This is a genomic window from Paraburkholderia phymatum, from assembly GCF_040965635.1.
Taxonomy (GTDB): Bacteria; Pseudomonadota; Gammaproteobacteria; order Burkholderiales; family Burkholderiaceae; genus Paraburkholderia; species Paraburkholderia phymatum_B.
This window is the reverse complement of the sequence record NZ_JBFRCH010000002.1, coordinates 184,672-209,735: the sequence shown is the minus strand read 5'-3', so window position 1 is coordinate 209,735 and position 25,064 is coordinate 184,672. Positions and strand designations below refer to the sequence as shown.

At 64.9% G+C, this 25,064-nt stretch carries 24 protein-coding genes; 11 read left to right on the top strand and 13 right to left on the bottom strand.

Going from position 1 to position 25,064, the window contains the following annotated elements; translation table 11 throughout:
- Positions 1 to 200 precede the first annotated feature (200 nt).
- The 4 genes from AB4Y32_RS04350 to AB4Y32_RS04335 all read right to left on the bottom strand — a co-directional run bounded on the left by AB4Y32_RS04350 (position 201) and on the right by AB4Y32_RS04335 (position 3,495).
- Complete coding sequence (locus AB4Y32_RS04350; RefSeq protein WP_368720147.1) at positions 201 to 986, bottom strand: ABC transporter ATP-binding protein; 786 nt, start codon at positions 984 to 986, stop codon at positions 201 to 203.
- Positions 987 to 1,016: 30 nt separating this feature from the next.
- The gene (locus AB4Y32_RS04345) at positions 1,017 to 1,730 is read right to left on the bottom strand and encodes an ABC transporter permease (RefSeq protein ID WP_368720146.1); all 714 of its coding nucleotides are present in this window, start codon (positions 1,728 to 1,730) and stop codon (positions 1,017 to 1,019) included.
- Entirely contained in the window at positions 1,727 to 2,416 is a 690-nt protein-coding gene (locus tag AB4Y32_RS04340; protein WP_368720145.1) for an ABC transporter permease, read from the bottom strand. Before AB4Y32_RS04340 ends, AB4Y32_RS04345 begins: the two co-directional genes overlap by 4 nt.
- Before the next feature lie 302 nt (positions 2,417 to 2,718).
- Positions 2,719 to 3,495: an ABC transporter substrate-binding protein gene (locus AB4Y32_RS04335; RefSeq protein WP_368720144.1), complete on the bottom strand. Its 777-nt coding sequence runs from the start codon at positions 3,493 to 3,495 to the stop codon at positions 2,719 to 2,721.
- Positions 3,496 to 4,041: 546 nt separating this feature from the next.
- On the opposite strand from AB4Y32_RS04335, the gene AB4Y32_RS04330 reads away from it, so the two are divergent.
- Complete coding sequence (locus tag AB4Y32_RS04330; RefSeq protein ID WP_368720143.1) at positions 4,042 to 4,749, top strand: pirin family protein; 708 nt, start codon at positions 4,042 to 4,044, stop codon at positions 4,747 to 4,749.
- A 179-nt stretch (positions 4,750 to 4,928) separates the two neighbouring features.
- Here the strand turns inward: AB4Y32_RS04330 and AB4Y32_RS04325 are convergent, their stop codons facing one another.
- Positions 4,929 to 5,480: a periplasmic heavy metal sensor gene (locus AB4Y32_RS04325; protein WP_368720142.1), complete on the bottom strand. Its 552-nt coding sequence runs from the start codon at positions 5,478 to 5,480 to the stop codon at positions 4,929 to 4,931.
- Positions 5,481 to 5,703: 223 nt separating this feature from the next.
- Between AB4Y32_RS04325 and AB4Y32_RS04320 the strand changes: the two genes are divergently transcribed.
- Together AB4Y32_RS04320 and AB4Y32_RS04315 are read left to right on the top strand one after the other, a co-directional pair.
- Complete coding sequence (locus AB4Y32_RS04320) at positions 5,704 to 6,429, top strand: response regulator (RefSeq protein WP_087734452.1); 726 nt, start codon at positions 5,704 to 5,706, stop codon at positions 6,427 to 6,429.
- Complete coding sequence (locus AB4Y32_RS04315; RefSeq protein WP_368720141.1) at positions 6,413 to 7,744, top strand: ATP-binding protein; 1,332 nt, start codon at positions 6,413 to 6,415, stop codon at positions 7,742 to 7,744. The genes AB4Y32_RS04320 and AB4Y32_RS04315 overlap by 17 nt, the downstream gene beginning before the upstream one ends.
- 108 nt (positions 7,745 to 7,852) lie before the next feature.
- Here AB4Y32_RS04315 and AB4Y32_RS04310 read toward each other — a convergent pair whose 3' ends face one another.
- Positions 7,853 to 8,119 carry a double-stranded DNA-specific endonuclease gene (locus AB4Y32_RS04310; protein ID WP_087734453.1) on the bottom strand — a complete coding sequence of 89 codons (267 nt, stop codon included), beginning with the start codon at positions 8,117 to 8,119 and terminating at the stop codon, positions 7,853 to 7,855.
- Between the two features lie 157 nt (positions 8,120 to 8,276).
- Positions 8,277 to 9,956, bottom strand: coding sequence for a diguanylate cyclase (locus tag AB4Y32_RS04305; RefSeq protein ID WP_368720140.1), 1,680 nt, complete (start codon positions 9,954 to 9,956; stop codon positions 8,277 to 8,279).
- Between the two features lie 695 nt (positions 9,957 to 10,651).
- Between AB4Y32_RS04305 and AB4Y32_RS04300 the strand changes: the two genes are divergently transcribed.
- Positions 10,652 to 12,406 carry an ABC transporter permease gene (locus AB4Y32_RS04300; protein ID WP_368720139.1) on the top strand — a complete coding sequence of 585 codons (1,755 nt, stop codon included), beginning with the start codon at positions 10,652 to 10,654 and terminating at the stop codon, positions 12,404 to 12,406.
- Between the two features lie 22 nt (positions 12,407 to 12,428).
- Positions 12,429 to 13,772 (top strand): ABC transporter ATP-binding protein, encoded by a 1,344-nt coding sequence (locus AB4Y32_RS04295; RefSeq protein WP_087734456.1) that lies wholly within the window; start codon positions 12,429 to 12,431, stop codon positions 13,770 to 13,772.
- Between the two features lie 122 nt (positions 13,773 to 13,894).
- Here the strand turns inward: AB4Y32_RS04295 and AB4Y32_RS04290 are convergent, their stop codons facing one another.
- The 3 genes from AB4Y32_RS04290 to AB4Y32_RS04280 all read right to left on the bottom strand — a co-directional run bounded on the left by AB4Y32_RS04290 (position 13,895) and on the right by AB4Y32_RS04280 (position 16,481).
- Positions 13,895 to 14,461, bottom strand: coding sequence for a hypothetical protein (locus tag AB4Y32_RS04290; protein WP_368720138.1), 567 nt, complete (start codon positions 14,459 to 14,461; stop codon positions 13,895 to 13,897).
- Positions 14,458 to 15,045, bottom strand: a complete 588-nt coding sequence (locus AB4Y32_RS04285) for a hypothetical protein (protein WP_439899725.1) — start codon at positions 15,043 to 15,045, stop codon at positions 14,458 to 14,460. Before AB4Y32_RS04285 ends, AB4Y32_RS04290 begins: the two co-directional genes overlap by 4 nt.
- 377 nt (positions 15,046 to 15,422) lie before the next feature.
- Positions 15,423 to 16,481: a sigma-54 interaction domain-containing protein gene (locus AB4Y32_RS04280; protein ID WP_368720137.1), complete on the bottom strand. Its 1,059-nt coding sequence runs from the start codon at positions 16,479 to 16,481 to the stop codon at positions 15,423 to 15,425.
- A gap of 511 nt (positions 16,482 to 16,992) precedes the next feature.
- On the opposite strand from AB4Y32_RS04280, the gene AB4Y32_RS04275 reads away from it, so the two are divergent.
- The 6 genes from AB4Y32_RS04275 to otsA all read left to right on the top strand — a co-directional run bounded on the left by AB4Y32_RS04275 (position 16,993) and on the right by otsA (position 21,794).
- Positions 16,993 to 17,310 (top strand): YqjD family protein, encoded by a 318-nt coding sequence (locus AB4Y32_RS04275; protein ID WP_368720136.1) that lies wholly within the window; start codon positions 16,993 to 16,995, stop codon positions 17,308 to 17,310.
- A 73-nt stretch (positions 17,311 to 17,383) separates the two neighbouring features.
- Positions 17,384 to 17,641, top strand: a complete 258-nt coding sequence (locus AB4Y32_RS04270; protein WP_368720135.1) for a hypothetical protein — start codon at positions 17,384 to 17,386, stop codon at positions 17,639 to 17,641.
- A gap of 311 nt (positions 17,642 to 17,952) precedes the next feature.
- Entirely contained in the window at positions 17,953 to 19,359 is a 1,407-nt protein-coding gene (locus AB4Y32_RS04265) for a sigma-54-dependent transcriptional regulator (RefSeq protein ID WP_368720134.1), read from the top strand.
- Between the two features lie 158 nt (positions 19,360 to 19,517).
- On the top strand, positions 19,518 to 19,772 hold the full coding sequence (locus AB4Y32_RS04260) for a hypothetical protein (RefSeq protein ID WP_368720133.1): 255 nt from the start codon (positions 19,518 to 19,520) through the stop codon (positions 19,770 to 19,772).
- A gap of 187 nt (positions 19,773 to 19,959) precedes the next feature.
- Positions 19,960 to 20,172, top strand: a complete 213-nt coding sequence (locus tag AB4Y32_RS04255) for a hypothetical protein (RefSeq protein ID WP_368720132.1) — start codon at positions 19,960 to 19,962, stop codon at positions 20,170 to 20,172.
- A 200-nt stretch (positions 20,173 to 20,372) separates the two neighbouring features.
- The gene (gene otsA / locus AB4Y32_RS04250) at positions 20,373 to 21,794 is read left to right on the top strand and encodes an alpha,alpha-trehalose-phosphate synthase (UDP-forming) (protein WP_368720131.1); all 1,422 of its coding nucleotides are present in this window, start codon (positions 20,373 to 20,375) and stop codon (positions 21,792 to 21,794) included.
- 123 nt (positions 21,795 to 21,917) lie between these two features.
- Here the strand turns inward: otsA and AB4Y32_RS04245 are convergent, their stop codons facing one another.
- From AB4Y32_RS04245 to AB4Y32_RS04235, 3 genes are all read right to left on the bottom strand, one after another.
- Complete coding sequence (locus AB4Y32_RS04245) at positions 21,918 to 22,508, bottom strand: hypothetical protein (protein WP_368720130.1); 591 nt, start codon at positions 22,506 to 22,508, stop codon at positions 21,918 to 21,920.
- Between the two features lie 202 nt (positions 22,509 to 22,710).
- Positions 22,711 to 24,153: an MFS transporter gene (locus tag AB4Y32_RS04240; RefSeq protein ID WP_368720129.1), complete on the bottom strand. Its 1,443-nt coding sequence runs from the start codon at positions 24,151 to 24,153 to the stop codon at positions 22,711 to 22,713.
- A gap of 213 nt (positions 24,154 to 24,366) precedes the next feature.
- Positions 24,367 to 24,876, bottom strand: coding sequence for a YbhB/YbcL family Raf kinase inhibitor-like protein (locus AB4Y32_RS04235; protein WP_368720128.1), 510 nt, complete (start codon positions 24,874 to 24,876; stop codon positions 24,367 to 24,369).
- Positions 24,877 to 25,064: the final 188 nt, after the last annotated feature.

Genomic DNA, 25,064 nt, shown 5'->3' with positions numbered 1-25,064 from the left:
TCGTTAAGGAGGTGTGTCAAGGATTGCCACTATTGACGCGATAAATCGTCCGGAGTAGACGGGCTCCGGACTGTTGGCGGCGCAGATGTTGGGATGCCGAAGCTTTGAGCGGCGCAGGAGGGATAGGGAAGCGTCGCGAGGGCGCAATAAAAAGGGCGCCGGTAAGCGCCCTGTAATACTACATAAACTACATTCCGCGATTATTTCAGGCTGCCGGACAGGAACTGCTTGAGGCGCTCACTCTTCGTGTTCCTGAACACTTCGTCGGGATGGCCTTCCTCTTCGACGCGCCCCTGATGCAGGAACATCACGTGATTCGACACGTTGCGCGCGAACGCCATCTCGTGCGTGACGACGATCATCGTGCGGCCTTCCTCCGCGAGCGTCTGCATGACCTTCAGCACTTCGCCGACCAGCTCGGGGTCGAGCGCGGAAGTGGGCTCGTCGAACAGCATCACGTCGGGGTTCATCGTCAGCGCGCGGGCGATCGCCACGCGCTGCTGCTGGCCGCCCGACAGATGCGACGGATACTGCTTCTCGACGCGCGGCGCGAGGCCCACTTTCTCGAGATACGTGCGGGCGCGTTCCTCGGCATCCTTGCGCGACATGCCCAGCACGTGCAGCGGCGCTTCGATGACGTTTTCGAGCACCGTCATGTGCGTCCACAGGTTGAAGTGCTGGAACACCATCGAAAGTTTCGTGCGCATCCGCTGCAACTGCTTCTGGTCCGACACGCGCAGCGCGCCTTGCTTATCCTTCTGCGTGCGGATCTCCTGGCCGTCGACGACGATGCGCCCGGAGTTCGGCTGCTCGAGGAAGTTGATGCAGCGGAGCATCGTGCTCTTTCCCGAGCCGGACGAACCGATCACGCTGATCACATCGCCGCGGTTCGCGCGCAGCGTGACGCCCTTGAGAACTTCATTGTCGCCGTACTGCTTGTGCAGGTTGTCGACGAAAAGCATTTGCTGTGTGGCTTGGGTGTTCATCGGGTTCCTTGACTTGCTTATTCGCCGTCGTTACTTGCCTTGAGGGCGCAGATAAGCGAGCCAGCGGCGCTCGGCGCGGCGGAAGAGCCAGACGAGCGCGAAAGAGACGATCAGATAGAGCAGGGCGGCGATGCCGAAAGCGTCGAACGAACGGTAGGTCGCTGAGTTGACGTCGCGCGCGATCTTCAGGATGTCCGGCACGGTCGCGGTGAAGGCGACGGTGGTCGCGTGCAGCATCAGGATCACTTCGTTGCTGTAGTACGGCAGCGCGCGACGCAGCGCCGACGGCAGGATCACGCGGCGATACAGCGTGAACTGCGACATGCCATAGGCGCGCGCGGCTTCGATTTCGCCATACGGCGTCGCCTTGATCGCGCCCGCGAAAATCTCCGTCGTGTACGCGCAGGTGTTCAGCGTGAAGGCGAGCAGCGTGCAATGCATGCCGTCGCGAAAGAACGCGTTGGTCAGCGCGTTCGAGCGAATGATTTCGAGGCTGTAGAGGCCCGTATAGCAGAGCAGCAGTTGCACGTACAACGGCGTGCCGCGAAAGATATACGTATACAGCCACACCGCGCCCGCGAGCCATTTCTTCTTCGACACGCGCGCGACGGCGAGCGGTATCGACAGACAGAAGCCCAGGCCGATCGACACGACGAGCAGCCACAGCGTGATGACGACGCCCGTGAAGCGGTAGCCGTCGGTGAAAAGATAATTGCGCCAGTATTCCTGGATCAGCTCGATCATAGTTCCGCCTTGCGCACGCCAGTCGAGTAGCGTTTTTCGAGGTACATCAGCACGAAGTTCGATACCGTCGTGATCACCAGATAGATCGCGCCGGCCATCAGCGTGAAGAAGAAGAAATGTAGCGTGCCCTTGCCGGCATCCTGTGAAGCCTTGACGACATCCGCGAGACCGATGATCGACACGAGCGCCGTCGCCTTGACCATCACCTGCCAGTTGTTGCCTATGCCGGGCAGAGCGAAGCGCATCATCTGCGGGAACATGATCCGTGCGAACACCTGCCAGGCCGTCATGCCGTACGCGGCGCCCGCTTCGAGCTGGCCGCGCGGCACCGCGAGAAACGCGCCGCGGAAGGTCTCGGTGAAATACGCGCCGTAGATGAAGCCGAGCACGGCGACGCCGGCGACGAACGGATCGATGTCGATCTGATCCCAACCGAGCATGTCGGTTAGATTGTTCAGCCAGATCTGAATGCTGTAGAAGAGCAGCAGCATCAGCACGAGATCGGGGACGCCGCGCACGAGTGTCGTGTAGAGTGTGCCGATGCCATACGACAGTCGGTTCTTCGACAGCTTCGCTGCCGCGCCGAGCAGACCGAGCAGGAACGCCAGCGCAAGCGACAGGATCGCCAGCTTGACGGTCTGCACCGTGCCGGCAAAGATGAGCGGGCCGTAGCCTTGAAAGAGCATAGTGAGTCCTTGACGACGCTCCCGCGCGCCGCGAAAGACGCGGAACGCGTGCGCTGCGGCGGGTCGCGCGAAGGCCGATGCCGTATCGCCTTCAATGTCTCCCGTGCGGCGCACAGCATGCCGCTGTGCGAATCATGACTGCCTGGCCGTTGCCGGCCGGCAGCGCGTTTTCCAGCTTGTTTGTTACTGCCTGTTTGCTGCTTTGCGTCCGACTGTATTACGAAGCCCGGCGACGGGCCCATCCGGGCCTGTCCCGAGCCTTTGCTGCGCGACGCCGGCGCAGGCGGCTCGCCCATCGAAGCCTAGCGGCTCTGATAAATGTCGACGTCGAAGTACTGCTTCTCGAGCCGCTTGAACGTGCCGTCCTGATGGATGTCGGCGAGCGCCTTGTTGAGCTTCGCCTTCAGCTCGCCGTCTTCCTTGCGCACGCCGATGGCCGTGCCTTCGCCGATCGTCTTCGGGTCCTTCACTTCCGGGCCAGCCCACGCGAAGCCCTTGCCGCGCGGCGTCTTCAGAAAGCCGGCGTCGGCCTGCAGCTCGTCCTGCAGCGAGGCGTCGAGACGCCCCGTCGCGAGATCGGCGTACACCTGATCCTGGTTCTGGTACGGCACGATCGTCACGCCCTTGGGCTCCCAGTACGCCTTCGCGTACGCTTCCTGTGTCGTGCCCTGTTCGACGCCGACATGCTTGCCCTTCAGCGATTCAGCCGTCGGCAGAAGCGGCGAGCCCGCCTTCGCGATCATGCGCGCGGGCGCGTCGAACAGCTTGTCGGAGAAGTCGATCTGCTCGCGGCGCTTGTCGGTGACGGTCAGCGACGACACGATCATGTCGAACTTCTTGCCCTTCAGCGCGGGGATGATGCCGTCGAAATCCTGCGGAATCCACACGCATTTGACGTTCATCTTCGCGCACAGCGCCTTCGTCAGATCGACGTCGAAACCGACCATCTGGCCATTCGGCGCCATCGATTCGAACGGCGGATAACTGGCGTCGACCCCGATGCGCACGGTTTTCCATTCTTTTGCCATAGCCCCCGTGGCCATGACTGCGAGCGCTACGCACAGTGCGAGCTTCTTCATGTTTCTCCTGACTTCCCGATCGCCGCGGTGCCGTCCCGCGCCGGCGAGCGCCGGCTCACGGCCGGCCGTCGCCATTCTAGGCGGACAAAATTCCACTGCCCGGGTTAAAGGCGAATTGACCGGTTTTGCCGCCGATTCGCTGGCCCAAGCGGCTTGCTGCACGGTGGCCTCTCTGCCCACCCAGGGGGCCTTGAGGCGTGCTCCCCTTGCTGTCCGGCGGCGCGCGTTTTGAGCGGCAATCCGTCCGGACGCGGCACGCGCGTCGACCCTTTCCAAAAAGCGCGGTATTTTACCCGAACCCGGGCGCGGTGCCAGTAGCAGTCGTGCAGCAGCCGCGCGGAAAAAAGCCCTTTGCTGCCAGAGACATGCGTGAGCGGCGCGACATCGCGGCTCACCAGCGGATGCCGTCGCGGCCGATGCGGCGCGCATTGCACGGCCGCCGCCATTGCCATCATTTGCGGAACGATCCGGTGCAGTGGCGGCGGTTGTTCCGGGCTCGCGTCGCCCATACATTCCCGTCATTGCCAATTTTCACGGGAGAATCACATGATCACGATTCGCCGCTCCGACGAACGGGGCCACGCCAACCACGGCTGGCTGGACTCGAAGCACAGCTTCTCGTTTGCCGATTACTACGATCCCGAGCACATGCACTTCGGGCCGCTGCGCGTGATCAACGAGGATCGCATCGCGGGCGGGCAGGGCTTCGGCACGCACGGGCATCGCGACATGGAAATCGTCACGTATGTGCTAGACGGCGCGCTGTCGCATCGCGACAGCATGGGCAACGGCTCGACGATCCGCCCCGGCGACGTGCAGCGCATGAGCGCCGGCACGGGCGTGATGCACAGCGAGTTCAACGCGTCGCAGGACGACCTGCTGCATCTGCTGCAGATCTGGATCATCCCGAAGCGCGCGGGCGATCAGCCCGGCTACGAGGAAAAGCGCTTCAGCGATGCGGACAAGCGCGGCCGTCTGCGCGTCGTCGTGTCGCCGGATGGGCGCGACGGCTCGGTGACGATTCACGCGGATGCGTCGATCCACGCGGGTCTTTTCGACGGCGCGGAGCGCGCTGAGTACGCGCTCGCGGCGGGACGAGACGCATATGTGCACATCGCGCGAGGCGCTTTGACCGTGAACGGCGAAGCGCTGAAGGCGGGCGACGCCGCGATGATCACCGATGTGTCGGCGGTCACGCTCGAGAACGGCGAGGGCGCCGAGGTGCTGCTGTTCGATCTGGGGCAGTTGCGTTAAGCCGCCGGCTGTCGGGGCCGTTGCCCGCACGTTCCGGCGTTCACGCGACGATCCATGAGAACCGCCACGGGAACATCATTCCCGTGGCGTTTTCCTTTTACGTGCAGCACGCGATGCTCCGCGCGACGCAAGGGTCGCCAACCGCGCCCCCTGCGCGACGCATCACGACCAGTCGACGCTTACGGCTTTACGGCCGAAGCCGCTGCGTCGCCGCGATGCTTTTCCCAACGCTCGCGCATCTTCTCGTGACGCTGCTCCATCTTCGCGAAGTGCTGCTTGAGCGCGGTGCTCACGGTGGTCTTCTGCTGATCGTTCAGGCCGTTATAAAAGTTGAGCCACGCGGTCGACGTCTGTTCGCGCAGTTGCGCGTCTTTCTGCTCGATCTGCTGATGCGCGGCGTGCATCGCGTTCAGGTCGAGGATCGGCTGCTGCTGCATCTGCTTGAACTGCTGGCGCATCTGCTCGTGGTTCGCGCGCTCCGCTTCATGGCTTTGCTTCATCGTGTCGAGCGCGGCCTGCCATTGCTTTTCCTGATCCGCGTTCAGCTTGAGCTGCCCGTGCAACTGGTTCAGCTCCTTCATGAAGTGGCCGTGATGCCAGCCGGGACCGCCAGGGCCCATGCCGCCGGGACCACCGGGGCCACCCTCAGGCTGCGCGGCGAACGCGGACCCGAGACTCAGTGCGAGCGATGCTGCGGCAACGGCGAGAAAGCGTGATGTTTTTTTGGACATTACAGTGCTCCTTGATGACTAGCCGACGATGCCGCCTGTCTCGAAGGTGGACGGGCGTGCATTCGGTAAGGCACAGCGTAGAGGGATCGAGCGAGGCGCGTGTTACGCGTATCCTTGCGGAAGTTACGCGACATTACGTGTGCCTTTCGCGGTAACACCCCGTAACCCTTTAGGGGGTCAGTTGGGTCGAATAGCCGTCGGGGTGCGCGTTACACTTCAAGCCATGGCTACTCAAATTCTTGTCGTCGATGACGACGTCGAACTGCGCGACCTGCTGCGCGATTACCTGGCCCGGCAAGGCATCGAGGTTTCGGTGCTGCATGACGCCAGTTCTCTGGAACGCCGCATCGAGCGCGAACGTCCCGACCTGATCGTGCTCGATCTGATGATGCCGGGCGTCGACGGGCTGACGGCGCTGCGCAAGCTGCGCGCGTCAGGCGACGATATCCCCGTCATCATGCTCACGGCGCGCGCCGACGACGTGGACCGTATCGTCGGCCTGGAACTCGGCGCGGACGATTACCTCGGCAAGCCGTTCAATCCGCGCGAGTTGCTCGCGCGCGTGCAGGCGGTGTTGCGACGCCGCAAGACGCAGCCGTCGGCGGCCGCGCCCGAGCAGCGCGAGCCGTTTTCGTTCGGCCGCTTCACGCTCGATTTCCAGTCGCGCACGCTCCATCAGGAAGGCAAGCCGCTCACGCTGTCCGGCAGCGAATTCGCGCTGCTGAAGATCTTCGTCAATCACCCGATGCGCACGCTCACGCGCGAGCGCCTGCTCGAACTGCTGCACGGTCCGGAATACGACGGCACCGACCGTGGCATCGACGTGCAGGTGTGGCGCCTGCGCCGCATCCTCGAAACCGATCCGTCCGTGCCGCGCTTCATCCAGACCGTGCGCGGGCGCGGTTATGTGTTCGTCCCCGATGGCGAGCAACATGCGTCGTCCAATTGATTCGCTGTTCGGAAGGCTGGCGCTGCTGGTCGTCTGCGTGCTGCTGCTGTCGCATTTCGCGTGGTATCTGCTGGTGCGTTTCGAGCGCAACCAGTTGCAGACGCGCTATGCCGTCGAAGAAGCGGTGTTCCTCGTCGATGCCGTCCGCGATCACGTGAGGCGCGAGCCCGACCAGCCGCTGCCGTCGCGCGTGCGTCTCGTCGATCCCACCAGCAACGACGTGCCGCCCGATGCGCCGAACCTGCCCATGCCGCTCAACCGCTTCCTCGACGACGTGCGCGACCGCATGCCGACTTCGACGCAAGTGCGCATCGGCGCACCAGGCAAGCCGCCCACGTTATGGGTGCGCTCGGCGAGCGACGCGAGCTGGATCGTCGTGCCCGTGCAGCCGCTGCGGCCGCCGCGGCCGCTCGATCGGATGGTGCTGTGGCTCGGCATCATTTTCTCCGCCGGCGTGTTGGCGGCGCTCTTCGCGGCGTGGCAATTGCAGCAGCCGCTGCGCTCGCTCGCGCAGGCCGTCGCGCGTTTCGGGCGCGGCCTGCCCGTGCCGCCGGTGCGCGAACGCGGGCCGCGCGAGCTGCGTCAGCTGACGCACGGCTTCAATCAGATGGTCCAGGAAGTCGAGCGCACGGAGCACGACCGCGCGGTGATGCTCGCGGGTGTCGCGCACGATCTGAAGACGCCGCTTGCGCGTCTGCGGCTGCGCGCCGAAATGATGGACGAACCGAAGATGCGCGATGGCGTCGTGCGCGACGTCGATTCGATGACGCATATCGTCGAGCAGTTTCTGGTGTTCGCGCACGACGGCGCGGACCGCAGCGAGCCCGTCGAAGTGGACGCGCAGTGCGAGCGCGTGGTGCGCAGCTATCGCGCGGTTTCGTCGGGCGTGCCGACGGTGCAGACGGATTTGCGCGCCGGTCCCGGTTTCAGGCTGCCCGCTGCGACGCTCGACCGCATCCTGTCGAATCTGCTCGACAACGCGCATGCGTATGGTGCGCCGCCCGTTGTCGTTTCCACGGCGCGCACGCCGCGCGGCTTCACGCTGGCCATCAGCGACAACGGCGACGGCATCGCCGCGCAGGATCTGATCAACGCAAGCCGTCCGTTCGTGCGGCTCGATCCCGCGCGCGGCGGCAATGGCCATAGCGGCCTCGGGCTTGCGATCGTCGAGCGGCTCGTGCGGCGCGCGGGCGGCGAATGGCAGATCGGCAACAATGACGCCGCAACCAACGGCGGGCGAGGGCTTCGCGTGCAGATGACGTTCCCGCTGGAATCGGAGTTGCGCGCGGCGGCGGCGTCGGAAAGCGCCTGGTGATCCGCTGTTCAGCGTCAGGAAGATCGATGGAAATCGATGGGTATCGACGGGCTGTGACGCCCGTCATTCCCTTTCACGCATGCTGCACGCGAGGCGAGAGATTTCCGCCTATTCGGTGAAGAGCGAGTTGAGTGCGGCGGCCGCTTCGCTGTCGACGGTATTCCACGTGACCGTGTCCGCCTCGAAGATGTAGTGCGTCGTGTACTTGCCAAGACGCGCCAGGATCTCCTCCTGGATCACTTCCGGCGCTACTTCCAGTTTCAGATACCACGCGGTCGACGACAGGCGCGTCTGAAATGCGCCGTACTCTGCAAGCAGATGATCGAAAGCGTCAGCGTCCTGATCGCGGCAGACGATGACCAGATTTCCCTTCATGCGAACCTCCGGGGTAGCGGACAGCGGTGATCACAACCTTCGTTCGAAAGTCGATGATACCTGCTTGCGCTTCGCTTGCCCGGCGGCTTCGACACGGCGATGCGGGCTGCATGGCCCGCGAACGGCGTGGGTGTGACTGGCCGCGTATTTCAGATGATCACCAGACGCTGGCGGACGCGCGTGTCGGCGGCGCGGTGTCGTCGGGCGGAACGGCTTCGCTGCGATCGCGGCCACCCTGTTTCGCCGTATAGAGCGCCTGGTCGGCGCGGCTGACGATGCGCTCCGGCAAGTCCTCCGGCGACAGCTCCGTGATGCCGATGCTCACGCTCAAGCTCACCGATGGAGGCAGCTTCGTCGACGGCATCGACTTGAGCCTCACGCGCAGGCGCTCGACCACTTCGAGCCCCGCGCCGAGCGCCGTCGCGGGCAGCAGAATGCCGAACTCCTCGCCGCCCAGCCGCCCGATCGCGTCGCTGCCGCGCAGTTCGCTGCGGCACGTATCGACGAAGTGTTCGAGTGCGCGGTCGCCCGCCGCGTGGCCGAAGCGGTCGTTGATCTGCTTGAAGTGATCGAGGTCGGCGATCGCCATGCAGAGCGGCTCGCCGGCCGCATGTGCGCGGTCGATCTCATGACGCAACAGATCGAGGAAATAGCGCCGCGACAGCGCGCCCGTCAGCGCGTCGTGGCGGGCCTCGGCGGACAGCAGCGTATTGGCCGACTGCAACTGCTCGGCGAGCACGCGCGTCGCGCGGTGGTGGCGCCGCTCGCGCAGGTACGACACGGTGATCACCCAGGCCAGCGCGACCGTGCCCGCGAGCGTGAGGAACACAAGCAAGTGATCGCGCTTGTGATTGCGCATCAGCTCGGGCCACGCGGCGAGGGGGTCGACGAGATGCGCGGAGAGCCCCGAGTTCAATCCTGCGCGCGACTGGTAGAGCGTCGGGATCGGCTGGCCGGGCATGTCGAACAGCTGCTCGGCGATCTCGGCCGGCACCCACGGCGCATCGCGGCGCACCTGACCCTTGACGGCCCGGATCTGGATGGGCTGGAAGTGGTCGCGGTGATAGGTGCTCATGCGCTCGGCCTCGCGCATCTGCGTGACGCGCGAGTTCGGCATCGCCTGCCCTTCGAGGGCGGCGTTGTGCGCCATGATGATCACGCCGTTGTCGTCGGTGACGAAGGTGCCCGCGTGCGCGACCCAGTGACGCAGCCGCGCGATGCCGACCTTCGCGACGATCGCGCCGACCAGCAGGCCGTCGTCGTAGACGGGTGCGGAGATGAAGATGCCCGGCTCGCCGCTCATGCGGCCCACGCCGTACGCTTCACCGAATGCGCCGAGCAGCGCGTTGGTCAGATAGCTGCGCGTGCGCATGTCGAGCCCGACGAACGACTGCGCGTTCTGCGCGTTGCTCGCGGCGACGCATAGTCCGTTTGCGTTGACGAGCCAGATGATGTCGAGGCCGGAAAAGCCCTGGGCGTCGCGCAGAAAACCGTCGATGCCCGCCAGCTCGGGCGATTTCAGCAGTTCCTCCCGATGAGCGGGTTCCCCGTCGACCCCCGAGGCGGCATAATTCTGCGAATGCGTCAGCGCCTGCTGGATCACGCCGAGTTCGGCCATGGTGGCGGGTATGGCCCGCGACATCGCGAGGTCGCTCGCGATCACTTCGGCCATGTTGTAGACGATCGAGCCGGACATCTGCCGCTGCTGGCGCAAGGCGGCATCCAGTTCTTGCTGTACCATCCGGTCCGCGACCAGGCCGGATGCGAACCAGCATGCGATCACGACCAGTATGAAACTGGCCGGTCCCGATGCCTGGCGCAAGATTGTCCTTTTCATCGACCCTCTGATCCGTCTGACTGATTCATGCAACAAAGCCTTTCGTTGCAACGCGCCGGCGCTGGGCCGTTCCTGTCGATCTTCGCCGTGCGCCGCACGGACCCAGGATAGATGCGCCGGTCCGCCGTCCTCATTGCTGGCAGCCTGCTGGATACGCCGCCGTCAGATTTTAACCGCCGTGCGGCAAGGCGCCAGTCAGGATTTGCTCGCTTGAAAGTCCCGTGTGGTCTTTAACGGCTTCTGATGGGACTTTCTGAATAGCGCGACGCGATTCCGATGTGGCTCGCGCGCGACGGTCAGCGAGCATGGGCGCGCGGCGCCGCGCGGCTCGCTGCTTACAGATGCATTCCGAGAACCATTCAGCGTGACATTTGAATGTCAACGGTTGTTTCTGTCACACAGGTTGTAGTAGTGTCGTGCCGTCCAAAACGAGGAAAGCTCGCCGTTCTGCCGGCGACGGCCCGCGCAACCGGTTGCGCCAGCCGTGTGCGCAGGGCGGCATGGGGCGCCGCGCAACGTCTTCGTTGCCGGCCAATGCGTATCCAACGCCAACGATCTACCGCGCATTAGCGTTTTGTCATGCCTGATTTCCGCTTTCCGGATCGAAACTCGGACCGTCGCGCCGCGCGCCCCGCGGGCGTAGCCATCATGGCCTGCGGCAAGCTCGCGTTCGCGCGCAACGGGAGGGCCGCCTGATGGATGTGTTCGGCTTCACCCTGAACCGTACCGCCAACGCATCGGCGTGGCGGGTACTGCCCAACCGCTGGGACTTCATTGCGTTTCCGTTGATCATTTGCTTGATCGCGATGGCGGCCATCGGGTTCCATCAAACGATGGCGCCCATCTCGACGCTCGAGGCGAAGCCGATTTCGCTCGATCCGTCGAACCTGCCCGAATACGCGCTGCGCACGACGCTGCGCATGCTCGCCGCGATGGTCGCGTCGCTCGTCTTCACGCTGGTCTACGGGACGCTCGCCGCGAAGAGCCGCCGCGCGGGCCAGGTGCTGGTGCCGATTCTCGACATCCTGCAGTCGGTGCCCGTGCTCGGCTACATCTCGTTCACGGTGACGTTCTTCCTCGCGCTCTTTCCGTCGCGCGTGCTGGGCGCCGAGCTGGCCGCGATCTTCGCGATCTTCACGAGCCAGGCGTGGAATATGACCTTCAGCTTCTACCAGTCGCTGCGCACGGTGCCGCGCGATCTCGACGAAGTGTCGAAGGGCTTCCATCTGACGTCGTGGCAGCGCTTCTGGAAGCTCGAAGTGCCGTTCTCGATGCCGGGCCTCATCTGGAACATGATGATGTCGATGTCGGGCGGCTGGTTCTTCGTCGTCGCATCCGAAGCGATCACGGTCGGGAATCACACGATCACGTTGCCGGGCGTCGGTTCGTATCTGGCGCAGGCGATTTCCGAGCGCAACCTGCACGCGATCGGCTGGGTGATCCTCACGATGACGGTCGTGATCCTCGCATACGATCAGTTCCTGTTCCGTCCGCTGGTTGCGTGGACCGACAAGTTCCGCATGGAGACCACGAGTTCCGGCGACGCGCCCGAGTCGTGGCTGCTCGACCTGATCCGCCGCACGCGGCTGATTCATCGTCTGCTCGTGCCCATCGGCTGGATGTTCGCGAGGGCCGCGCGCATTCCGATCCGCTGGTCGAGCGTCCGTCATGTGAAGTTCGCGAAGCCGGCGAGCGAGAAGTCGTCGAAGATCGGCGACATCGTGTGGGCCGTGATCGTCGTCGTGGCCACGCTGTATGTCGTATATCGCGTCGTCGAGTATGTGCGCACGGGCGTGACGCTCGACGAGGTCGGCCATGTTTTCCTGCTCGGCCTCTTCACGCTGTTGCGCGTGACGCTGCTGATCGCGCTCGCCTCAGTGGTGTGGCTGCCCCTCGGCGTGCTGATCGGGCTGCGTCCGTCGCTCGCCGAAAAGATCCAGCCGCTCGCGCAGTTCCTCGCGGCGTTCCCGGCGAACCTGCTGTTCCCGGTGTTCGTGATCATGATCGTCAGGTTCCATCTGAATCCGGACATCTGGCTGTCGCCGCTGATCGTGCTCGGCACGCAGTGGTATATCCTGTTCAACGTGATTGCTGGCGCGAGCGCCTATCCGAACGACTACAAGGAAGCCGCGAAGAATTTCCGCATCCGCGGCTGGCAGTGGTGGCGCCAGGCGATGCTGCCGGGCGTGTTCCCGTACTACGTGACGGGTGCGATCACGGCGTCGGGTGGCGCGTGGAACGCGAGCATCGTTGCGGAGGCCGTGCAGTGGGGCGATACGAAGGTCGCAGCGCATGGGCTCGGCGCGTATATCGCGCAGTACACGGCAGCCGGCGAATATCCGAAGATCATTCTGGGCATCGCGGTGATGTCCCTGTTCGTGTCCCTGTTCAATCGTGTGTTGTGGCGTCCGCTGTATGCCTATGCCGAAAGCCGTCTGCGGCTCGATTGAGATTCATTGAAGGCAAAACGCGATGCAAAACCCTAAAGCCGTTACCGCCACGCCGATCCAGACGCCGCCGATGCCGCCGCGTCTCGGCGAAGAAATTCTGCGCGTCAAGGACGTGTGCCGCGGGTTCAACAAGACGCAGGGCGAGCTGCTCGTCCTCGACGACGCCAATCTGTCGCTGCGCGAAGGCGAGATCGTCGGTCTGCTCGGACGTTCGGGCTCGGGCAAGTCGACGCTCTTGCGCATCATCGCCGGGCTGATCGAGCCGACGGACGGCGAAGTGACCTATATGGGCAAGCCGCTCAAGGGTCCCGCCGAAGGTGTCGCGATGGTGTTCCAGACGTTCGCGCTGTTTCCGTGGCTCACCGTGCTTCAGAACGTGGAGGCGGGTCTCGAAGCGCTCGGCGTCGGTGCGCGCGAACGCCGCGAGCGCGCGCTGGCCGCAATCGATCTGATCGGTCTCGACGGCTTCGAGAACGCGTATCCGCGCGAGCTGTCGGGCGGCATGCGCCAGCGTGTCGGCTTTGCGCGCGCGCTGGTCGTCGATCCGACGCTGCTGTTGATGGACGAGCCGTTCTCCGCGCTCGACGTGCTGACGGCCGAAACGCTGCGTACCGACCTGCTCGATCTGTGGACGCAGGGCCGCATGCCGATCAAGTCGGTGCTGATCGTCACGCACAACATCGAAGAAGCGGTGTTCATGTGCGACCGCATTCTCGTGCTGTCGTCGAATCCTGGCCGCGTGATCGCCGAGATCAAGGTGCCGTTCAAGCATCCGCGCAATCGTCTGGACCCGGCGTTCCGCCGCCTCGTCGACGACATCTACGCGAAGATGACCGCGCGTCAGAAAGACGAAACGACGAAGAAGGGGCTGGAGCTGCATAGCTGGCTGCCGCACGTGTCGACCAACCTGATGGCGGGTCTGATCGAAATGCTGGCGGCCGCGCCGTACCACGGTCGCGCGGACATGCCGGAAATCGCGCGCTCGCTGCATCTGGAAGTGGACGACCTGTTCCCCGTCGCCGAAGTGCTGCAACACCTGGGCTTCGCCGACGTGCGCGAAGGCGACATTTTCCTGACGCCGCCCGCGCGCGTGTTCGCCGAGTTCGGCACGCAGGAGCGCAAGATGATGTTCGCCGAGCATCTGCTGCGTCACGTGCCGCTCGCGGCGCGGATCAAGAAGGTGCTGAACGAGCGTCCGGGACATCGCGCGCCGCGCGTGCGCTTCGAGCAGGAGCTGGAAGACTTCCTGTCGGACAGCGCGGCCGAAGAGACGCTCGATGCCGTCATCAACTGGGGCCGTTATGCGGAGATCTTCTCGTACAACGACCAGACGGAAATCTTCAGTCTCGAGGACGTCGAGTCCTGATCCTGCGGACCCGCCCGATCGATTCGGGCGCGCAAATGCAGAAGGGGAGCCGTGCGGCTCCCCTTTTTTCGTATGCGACGCATCTGCATCGTATCGTGTGGCGGGACGAATCAATGCCCTGGTTACTGCAGATTGCCCCACCGCTCGACAGCCGGTTCCGCCGATGCCCACTTCCAGTATTTGTCGTCCTGCTGGCATGCGGCAGCCGTGTACCAGTAGATCTTCGAGTCGGGCTTGTCGCCATCGACGACGGAGAACACGAACTCCTTGCAGATCGCGAGCGACGAAGCGAACGCGCGCGTCACGCGCACCTGGCCGTGGCCGTTCTCGATGGGCAGCGCGTGCTTGACGCTCCAGTCGCGCGTTTCGCCGACAGGCATCGCACCCGCGAGCGCCGCGATCACATTCTGCTGATCCGAATGCATGACGCGCATATACCGCGCGACGGCTTCGTCGGTGGCGGCCTGCACCGCGATGCCGACGCCGATGCCCACGGCGGGATTCGCCGTGACGAGCCCCGTCGCCGCGCCTGCGCCCGCGCCCGCCGCCGCGCCGACGGAGGTCGAGCTGCAGCCGCTCATGAGCGTCAACGCGCCGACGCACAACGCGCCGGCGAGCGCAAGCCGCGCGGATGCGCGATTCGCGCGCAGCCGATGCAGTGCCCGCTTGTGTGCCCGGCGCGCGCTCATTGCAGCGAGCCCCAGCGTTCGGTCGCGGGTTCGGCCGATGCCCACTTCCACGCATTGCCGTCGCGGCAGATCGACGCGACATAGAACGCGCTCGATGCGGGCACGTTCTTCGTCGCCGTCTTGTCGACGGAGAAGACGATCTCCTTGCAGTCGAGCTCGCCCATGCTGATCGCGCGGCTCACGGTCACGCGGCCGTGCTCGTCGTCTTCGAGCGGCACCGAATGCGTGATGCTCCACGGCGCGACAGCGCCCACCGCGAGCGGGCCCGCGGCGATTGCGATGCTGTCCTGAGTATTGCGGTGGATGACGCGCTCGGAGTACTGGACGCCCGCCCGCGCCGCAGCGACGGCGCCAAGGCCGATGCCCGTCGCGACGGCTGCGTTGTTGGTGACTTTGCCGGCGATGGCCGCGCCGGCGATACCGGCGCCCGCCGTCGCGCCTTCAGAGTAGAGCGAGCTGCAGCCGCTCAGTGCCGTCGTGACGGCGACGGCCAGCGTGGCAATCAGCGTGGCGCCCGGAAAGATTGAACGCCGCATCGTCGCGGGCCGCGCCGTGTGCGCTTGGCGGTGCATGGCTTTTTGCATTTCTTGGTCATGGCTCCTGCTCGTGCCTTCGATGCGCGGACCGCGCCGGCGCGAAGGACAGACTGCGTCTGATTTTTACGCAGCGGCATTGTGCAGGATGCCTTTTGTAATTGGCATAGGGAAAGTGCAAGCAATTGCAAAAGATGCTGCGGGGCCGCTGTCTTTCTGCTTGAAGTTGCTAGCAGTCCGCATGCCTGGACGGATCGCGCAGTGTTGCCGCCAATGCGCAAAGATGCGCGTCGCGTGCGTCGCGGCGCGTGTGAGGAATTGCCTGTGAACGAGCGGCAAGCGATGCCGCGCTAAACGCAATAGATGAGCGTGCAACGAAGCGCACGACTGTGGCGCGGCACGCGGCGCATCACGTGCAGCGTCGCGTGTCACGATTCGTCGGGATTCGAATCTTCGTCGCCGTATGCGCTGAGCCGGTTGTACAGCGTCTTGAGACTCACGCCGAGCGCCTTGGCCGCGCGCCGCTTGTCGCCGCCGCAGTACTTGAGCGTGCCGAGGATGATCTGCTTCTGCGCATCGGCGAGCGGCGTGCCGATCCACACGCTCATCGAATCGCCGAGCGTGACGGGCTTCTTCACGCGCGACATCAGATGCGGATGCGGCAACTCGACGGCCTTCTCGGCGAGAATGAACGCGCGGTACACGGCGTTCTTCAGCTCGCGCACGTTGCCCGGCCATGACCATGTGCGCAGCGTTTCCATCGACCGCTTGCTGAAGACCTTGTTCGCGCCTTCCTGGCGATTGAGTTCATCGAGGAAATGCAGCGCGAGCAGTTCACGGTCGCCTTCGCGTTCGCGCAGTGGCGGCGCACGCAGCGGAAACACGGCGAGCCGGTACATCAGGTCCTCGCGCAGGCCGTTTTCCTTCACGGCAACGGCGGGGTCGCGATTGGTCGCGGCGATCACGCGCACGTCGCCGCGAATCAGCTCGGTGCCGCCGACTCGATAGAACGTGCCCGTTTCCAGCGCGCGCAACAGCTTGACCTGGCGCACGGGCGCCATTTCCGTCACTTCGTCGAGGAACAGCGTGCCGCCGTTCGCGTGTTCGAAGTAGCCGACGCGGCCTTGCACCGCGCCCGTGAAGCTGCCCTTCTCGTGGCCGAACAGTTCCGCTTCGATCAGTTCGTCGGGTATCGCGCCGCAATTGACGGCGACGAACGCGCCTTCCTTGCGCGCGCTGTGCTCGTGGATCGTGCGGGCGATCAGTTCCTTGCCGGTGCCCGACTCGCCGATGATGAGCGCGGTCGCATCCGTCGCGGCCACACGGTCGATCTGCTCGTAGAGATCCAGCATCACCGGCGACGAGCCGTACAGCACGCCATACGACTTCAGTCCGGGGACGCCTTCGACCGCGCGTTGCCTGCCCTGTGGCGCGGGAGCGCTGCCACCGGCTTCCGCAGCGGGCGAGTCCAGATCGGTTGACGACATAGCCAAGGGTGTCCTGTGCAATTTCGGGTGAGTGTCTGAATGGCGCAGGCCAGTATCGGGTGCGTAGACTGCCCCGTAAGTGGGGTCCACTATCTCATAAAAGGCAATTTAACCATTGGCGCGCCATATCCGGCAAGGCGCGTGCGAATTTCGCATTCGCTGAAAATATGCAAACTTTGACGGACGATCGACGAGAGATGCCGGAAAAAGTTGCATCTGTTGCGCGATCTCCCGGCAAGTTTGTCTGTTTTGCGCGCGTCTTGCGCGTATCTTGAAATCGGCGGCGAGGCGGAACTCGGGGGGCAAGCTTGAATCGCATGGAGGTGGCCGGGTACATCCGTTGCATGACACCGGAAAGGGCGGATGAACGCGCGACGAAGGTCGAACCGGCGGCGCGCGCCATGCGTGGCGGCGAGCGCAAAGAGGCGCCTCCACGACGCGGCGCTGGCCTCGCCGGAATCCGGCGTCGGCCGATGAGACATACCGGTCCCGCGCCGAAAAGGAGATTGCAATGACAGAAACAACCGAGCAGCTCGCATTGGGCAGGCAGAAAATTGTCGAAGATCTCAGGGTGCTGTTGACCGACTCGGAAGAAATGCTGCGGCTTGCGGCGACCGTTCCGGGCGAGGGCCTCGATTCCTTGCGCGAGCGGCTGCGCACGCACGTCGATACGTTGCAGGCGGCGCTCGGCGATGCGCAGACGTCGGCGCACCGGCGCTACCGTAGCGCGACGGTTCAGACCGAGCGCTACGTTCGCCAGAACCCGTGGCAGTCGCTCGGCATCGCGGCGGGCGTCGGCTTCGCACTCGGTTTGCTCGCGTCGCGGTGATCGGCGTTCATGGACGCTGTCGGGCGCGGTGACGACGCCCCAGTCCCACATTCACGACGATAAGGAGTTCAAGATGGCACGACCCACAATCGGCATATTCGGCGCTCTGTTCGCAGTGGGCAGCGTACTGACCTGGCGCTGGATGCAACGGCGACGCGGCGTGCAGCCGCCGCTGGCGCGCGATCTGACGCGCTGGGAAGGCGAGGGCGGCTCGGTGACGGATCCCGAGCAGCCGTCCGGCGCGCAAATGGCGCCCGCCTCGCATCTGCGCGGCGGCAACGGCGCGGACCACGGCGCGAGCGGCGACGCATGGCCGTTTCCGCGCGGATGATCCAACTGCCGTCGCCACGGCCGCGACGAGTCGTGCATGCGGCGCGCGCCTGCTGGCCAATGGCCGATATTTTTCGGCATAAGCCGTATAATGATCAAAAACCACAACAATATATGCGGTTGACGGCAAATTTTACGGAAATTGTTGCGCAGATGCGTTAAGTCGGAAAGTTTTTCCGATTCGAGCGTCCGGCGTCGCGATGCAGGCTTAGACCTGAAATCGCAGCGCGCGGGCGTTTTCGTCGTCGCAACTTTCTGGCGAACGCACGCTGCGCGTGTTCACTACCAGTACTTTCGAGCTATCCACACGCGATGCCACATGTATTGATTGTCGATGACGATCCCGGTACCCGCGATGCGCTTGCGGCGATCATCGCGGAAGACGGGCTGACGACGGCCACGGCGAGCGATCTGCGCGAGGCGCGCATCCAGCTCGTGCGGCAGATGCCCGATGTCGTGTTCACCGATCTGAAGCTGCCCGACGGCACGGGCGTCGATCTGTTCGAGGATCTCGATCCGCGCTCGGGCGTCGAGTTCGTCGTGATCACGGGTCACGCGACTGTCGAATCGGCCGTGAGCGCGCTGAAGATGGGCGCCGCCGACTATCTGGTGAAGCCGATCAACATGCAGCGCGTGAAGTCGATTCTGAGCCGCCTGCCGCGCGCCGGCGATCTGAAGGCCGAGATCGGCACGCTGCGCGGCGAGCTGCGCCGCATGGGCCGCTTCGGCCTGATGCTCGGCAACTCATCCGTCATGCAGCAGGTGTACGACCAGATCAGCCGCGTCGCGCCGACGGCGGCCTCCGTGATGCTCGTCGGCGAATCGGGCACGGGCAAGGAAGTGGCCGCGCAGACGCTCCATCAGCTGAGCCTGCGCCGCAAGCATGCGTTTCTCGCGGTGAATTGCGGCGCGATCTCGCCGAACCTGATCGAATCGGAGATGTTCGGCCACGAGCGCGGCGCGTTCACGGGCGCGGACCGGCAGCACAAGGGCTATTTCGAACGCGCGAACGGCGGCACGCTGTTCCTCGACGAAATCACCGAAATGCCGATCGAATTGCAGGTGAAGCTGCTGCGCGTGCTGGAGACGGGCATGTTCATGCGGGTCGGCACGACGAAGGAAATCGAAACGGATGTGCGCCTGATCGCCGCGACCAACCGTGATCCCGAGCAGGCGGTGCTGGAAGGCAAGCTGCGGCTCGACTTGTATCACCGGCTCAACGTGTTTCCGATCAGCCTGCCGCCGCTGCGCGAGCGCGGCAAGGACGTCGAACTGCTCGCGCAATCGTTCCTCGACGACCTCAACGAGCAGCACGGCACGAAGAAGCATTTCCCGCCCGCCGTGCGCGAGATGCTGATGTCGTATCCGTGGCCGGGCAACGTGCGCGAGCTGAAGAATTACGTGCAGCGCGCGCACATCATGTCGAGCGCCGATTCGGACAGCACGGCGACCGTGCCGCTGCAGATCTCGCTGTCGAAGCCGACGGCGGGCACGGCGATCACGATTCCGTTCGGCACGTCGCTGGCGGAAGCCGACCGTCAGCTGATTCTCGCCACGCTCGAGCAGTGCAGCGGCGTGAAGACGCGCGCCGCCGAGATTCTCGGCATCAGCCTGAAGACGCTGTACAACCGGCTCGTCGAGTACGGCAATGACGCCGGCCGCGCCGATGGCGACGACGTCAACGACGAACCTCAGGCGCTCGGCAAGGCGGACGCCTGAGCGGCATCTGACGTCAGGGCATTCACGTCAGGGCAGTCACGCCGATCGTCGTCGCGGCCACGTCGGACGGCGTCAGAACGGCACAGGCTTTGCTGGATCAGTTCGACCGGTTGCATCGCACAGGCGAGACGACGGTCAACGAAATCAGGGAGTCCAACATGCCGGATTACGACGCCGTCCACGATCTGCACGCGCATCGCCCCGACCCCACCACGCCTGATACGCCCGACGTGCCCGAGCCGGACACGCCGGAGCCCGGCCAGCCGCCGGAGCCGGACCAGCCGGATACGGTGCCGGATCCGACGCGCGAGCCCGTCGAACCCGACGCGCCGCCTATCGGCGATCCGCCGTCGCAACCTTCGCAGACGCCGCATACGCATCCCGGCGGCGCGCTACATGGCGGCTGGCGATAAAAACCCATGCCGCCGTCGACGCCGCTCGGAGGCACGCGCCGCGCGTGCAATTGCCGGGCCCGAGAGAGTACCTGTTACAAAACCGGCGAACTTTTTACCGGCAAATTACGTTCATCAACCTAGACTAAGGTGATGCGGCCCGATCGACCCCCCGTTCGGGCAGTAGCCTTCCCTGGAGGCGTCCATCATGAGACATCCCGCATTGCGGCGCTCCGCGCGCCATTCGAAGCGCGATCAGCGGCCAGCCGGCGGCACGGGCAATCAACCCGCGACATCTGACCCGGCGCACGAGAACCGCGCCGCGCCTGATGCTCCGCCCGACGGGGAACACAACCAGGGCGGCACGCGCCAGGAAGGGCTGGATTACCAGCGCGATCTGGGCTCCGAGCAGGACGCCTGAGCCGCCTTTTCCGGCCGGTCCCGGTTAATTCGACAGGCGAATAATTTGCTGCCCATTATCGTGTGCGCAGCGTGTTTTTGCTTGTCTGTCACATTTACATACATCTTTATTCCATAATTTTGCCCAATACGGCATGAGATTTGCGTGCCATAACTCGGTGTATCACCGCATGTAAGTCAACTGAATGAGGTGGAGCCGCAATGAGCAGATTGATCGTAGTTTCAAACCGCGTCGCGCCGACTCAGGAAGGACGCCCCGCAGCGGGCGGTCTGGCGATCGGGGTACTGGATGCCCTGAAGGAAACGGGAGGTGTGTGGTTCGGATGGAGCGGCGAGATCGCCGCCGAGCCGTCGCCGCCCGTCATCGAAAAGCAGGGCAACGTGACCTATGCGACGGTGGGGCTGACCAAGCGCGACTACGACCAGTACTACCGCGGCTTTTCGAATGCGACGCTGTGGCCGACTTTTCACTATCGCAATGATCTGTCGCGTTATGACCGCCAGGAGTATGCAGGCTACTTGCGCGTCAACGCGTCGCTCGCACAGCAGTTGAAGGAACTGGTGAGGCCCGACGACATCATCTGGGTCCACGACTATCACCTGCTGCCGTTTGCACGGTGCCTGCGCGATCTCGGCGTGAAGAACCCGATCGGCTTTTTCCTGCATATTCCGTTTCCCGTGCCCGAAGTGATGCGCACGGTGCCGCCAAACGAAGAGCTCGTGAAGAGCATGTGCAGCTATGACGTGGTCGGGTTTCAGACGGACGCGGACCGGCAATCGTTCGTCGATTACATCGAGCGCGGCAACCACGGCACGCTCAGCGACGAGAACATGGTCCACGCGTATGGCCGTTTCCTGAAAGTCGCCGCCTATCCGATCGGCATCTATCCCGACGCGATCGCGAAAGCCGCCGAACAGTACGGCGACCGCAAGCAGGTCCGCAGCCTGCGCGACGCGATGCGCGGCCGCAAGCTGATCATGAGCGTCGACCGGCTCGACTATTCGAAGGGACTCGTCGAGCGTTTCCAGGCGTTCGAGCGTCTGTTGTTGAATGCGCCTGGCTGGCATGGCCGCGTGTCGCTCGTGCAGGTCGCGCCGCCGACGCGCTCCGACGTGCAGACGTATCAGCGCATTCGTCAGAATCTGGAGGGCGAGGCGGGGCGCATCAACGGCCGTTTCGCGCAGCTCGACTGGACGCCGATCCAGTACCTGAACCGCAAGTACGAACGCAATCTGCTGATGGCGCTGTTCCGCCAGTCGCAGGTCGGCTACGTGACGCCGCTGCGCGACGGGATGAACCTCGTCGCGAAGGAGTATGTCGCGTCGCAGGACCCCGCCGATCCCGGCGTGCTGGTGCTGTCGCAGTTCGCGGGCGCGGCCGAGCAGTTGCCGGGCGCGCTGGTCGTCAATCCGTTCGATCTGTCGCAGATGGCCGAGGCGCTGGAGCGCGCGCTGTCGATGCCGCTCGCCGAGCGCCAGGCTCGTCACGCGGACATGATGGCGCCGCTGCGCGAGAACAACCTGTCGGTGTGGCGCGATACGTTCCTCGCGGACTTGCGGCACGTCGCGACGGCTTCATCGGTGACGGAGAAGGCGGTCAAGCGCGCCGACGTCACGGCATGACGTGAGATCCCACGCCATACGAGCGTCACGCGCGTGCGCGTCCGAGGCATGTGCGCCTGCGACGCGCGCACGCCAAAGCGGCAGCCTGCAACGGCTGCCGTTTTCGTTTCCTGCCAGCCTCGCTCAGGCCTGCTGCTGGTTCAGGTCGGTCAGCGGCACGGGCGTCTGACGCGGATCGAAATCCGCCCATTTGCCGCGCTGCCAGCGGCCCGTTGCGCGCTCGATGTCCGCGCCGCCTGCTTCACGCAGGATGCGCGCGGCTTCCATCTGATTCTCCGGGCACACGTGCACGGCGACGAGCACACCCGAATTGCGCAACTCGTGATGCACGACGTCGTGATGCTCGGGCGGACGGCTACGCGCTTGCACCATCCTGCCGACGAGCGCGCCCAGATACGCGCCCGTACCCGCCGCGATCACGACGACGGGCATCGACGCCGCGAACGCCGCGAACACCGCGACGCCGATTACGGCCCCCGCGACCGCGCCGATCGTCACCGCGTGGTGATGGAGATGCAGCGTCGGCGGCAGAGCGCTCGTGATCGTTGGTGGCGCGCCCGCGTGTTCGTCGAGCGGATGGCGCGCGTGCTGGCCGCGCGGATTGACGAAGAACAGCGTGACGTCTTCCCCGAGGAATCCGTTGTCGAAGAGCTTCTGCGCGGCGTCTTCGGCGGCGGGGAAAGTGGTGAAACGTCCAGCGACGATGAGTGACATGGCGCCCCCTATCGCGTTCAAAGGCCAGAACGAAAGCCCCGCCGGCCGTCGCGACGAACGGCGGCGGCGGGTCATAACCTTCGACTACAAGAATAGGCGCAAAGTGCAGGGACGGAAGCCGCTCGGGCGCGAACGGCTGGATGAGGCGGCCCGGCGGGAGAAAAGGGCGCGATGCGGGCGCGCTGCGACTGACACGCTGAAACTATCGCGCTGCCGTCGCCGCGCCATGCTGGGTCACGCGCATCGTGCTGACGACGGACGCCACCGCCGAAAAGCCCGCCGCCAGATAGAGCGAGATGACGGGACCATGCTCCGGCGCGACGCCGAACACGAGCGCGACGAGCGCCGAGCCGAGCGTTTGCCCCGTCAGGCGCGCCGTGCCGAGCATGCCGCTCGCGCCGCCGCTGCGATGGCGCGGCGCGGCCGACAGCATCGTCCGGTTGTTGGGCGACTGGAAGATGCCGAAGCCCGCGCCGCACAGCGCCATGCGCCACACGATATCGACGGGTGTCGGGTGCGCGCCGAGCGTCGCGAGCAGCAGCAGGCCGACGGTGAGCGTCGCGAGTCCGGCGCCGCCCAGCCAGCCCGCCGAAATCCGGTCCGACAATACGCCCGACAGCGGCGCCGCACCGACGATCACGAGCGGCCACGGCGTCATCAGCAAGCCGGTTTCCACTTGCGACATGCCGAGATGGTTCTGCAACAGGAAGGGCAGCGACACGAACGCCAGCATCTGCGCGCAGAAAGAGCACACCGACGTGCCGACCGACAGCCCGAAGATCGGAATCTTCAGCAGATCGACGGGCAGAAGCGGCGCGGGCTGCGTCAATTGCCGCCGCACGAAGAAGTAGCCGATCACGACCGCGACGATCAGCTCAATGGCGACGAAGCGATACCGTTCGCCGTGGCCGAGCCCGTCGACGGCGAAGATCAGCAGGCCGAACACGAACGCGTTCATGATCGCGCTCGGATAGTCGTACGGCGACGGATGGTGTTCGTTGCGCGGCAGCGCGCGCAGGCCCACCGCGAGCGCCGCAATGCCGATCGGCACGTTGATCGCGAACAGCCACGGCCAGGGCGCGACAGAGAGCACGCCCGACGCCACCGTCGGCCCGACCGCGGACGCGATCGCCACGACCATCGCGTTGATCGCGATGCCGCGCCCAAGGCGCGCGGGCGGATAGATCATCCGCACGAGCGCCGTGTTCACGCTCATGATGCCCGCCGCGCCGAAGCCCTGGATCACGCGGGCGAGCGCGAGCATCGGCAGCGAGCCGGACAGCGCGCAGCCGAGCGATGCCACCGTGAACAGCACCATCCCGCTCAGATAAACGCGCCGGTAGCCGATCCGATCGCCCAGCGACGACAGCGGCAGCAGCGAGATCGTCACCGACAACTGATACGCGTTGACGATCCAGATCGAACTCGCGGCGCTCGCATGCAGATTGCGCGCGATGGTCGGCAGCGCGACGTTGGCGATCGCGCTGTCGAGCACGGCAAGCGTGATGCCGAGCGCGACGACGAGAATCGCCCAGTAGCGTTGCGGCACCGGCAAGCCGGGTTCGGCGTCCGGCGCGGGCGACCCGGCAGCGGACACGGGCGAGCCGGAAGTGTTGCCGTTGTCCCTCGAAGAAGATGCTTGCATTGTGTTGTTGTGATGAACGGCGGGCGGCCGCGTATGACCGTCGGCAGAGTCCGGGATTGCGGTTCCGGTTGTCGACGGGATGATGCACGGCCGCGCCGACCCTGCATGAAGCACGCGTTGCGCACGGCTTTCACGCCGGATCATGCGGGCTGCACAGCGAAAGCGCGGGCGAGGCAAAGCACGGCGACGCTTTTGTCTTGCCCGCGCGCATCGTCACTTCAGTTCGTACAGGCCCGTGTACGTGGCCGAATCGATCTCGTTCAGGTGCGTCATGAAGCGCGCAACCGCGTTCGTCGTATCGGCGGAAAGGGGCAGGTTCGCCACCTTCAGCGCATGAACGCGGTAGATGTAGCGATGCGGCTTGTCGCCGCGCGGCGGCGCTGCGCCGCCGAAGCCGACGGTGCCGTAATCGTTGCGGAACTGCACCGCGCCTTGCGGCAGCAGGCTGCCGTCGGCCTTGCCCGCATTGCGCGGCAGCGAGCGCGTGTCGACGGGAATGTTGACGACGACCCAGTGCCAGAAGCCGCTGCCCGTGGGCGCATCGGGATCGTAGACGGTGAGCGCGAAGCTCTCGGTGTCGGCGGGCGGCGACTCCCATTGCAATGCCGGAGAGACGTTCTCGCCGTCGCCGGCGACGCCGAACGACTTGTCGTTCATTTCTTGCGCTTTCGGCATGAAGCCGTTGGCGGGGAAGTCGTCCGACCAGACTCGGAAATCAGCCATCGTGTGCCTCCTTCAAGGGTGGTTCCAGGGGTGGTTCCAGGATGGACGGAAGCCGCTGAGAGACCGCTGGAGAGACTTCAGCGAGCCAATCGAGTGTAGCACCGGCGCCTTGCAATGTTCGCCGGAGCGGGCGCAGCGGCTGGCCCTACAGGCGATGCGGCAGACGCTGCGGCAAATGGCACGGCAAA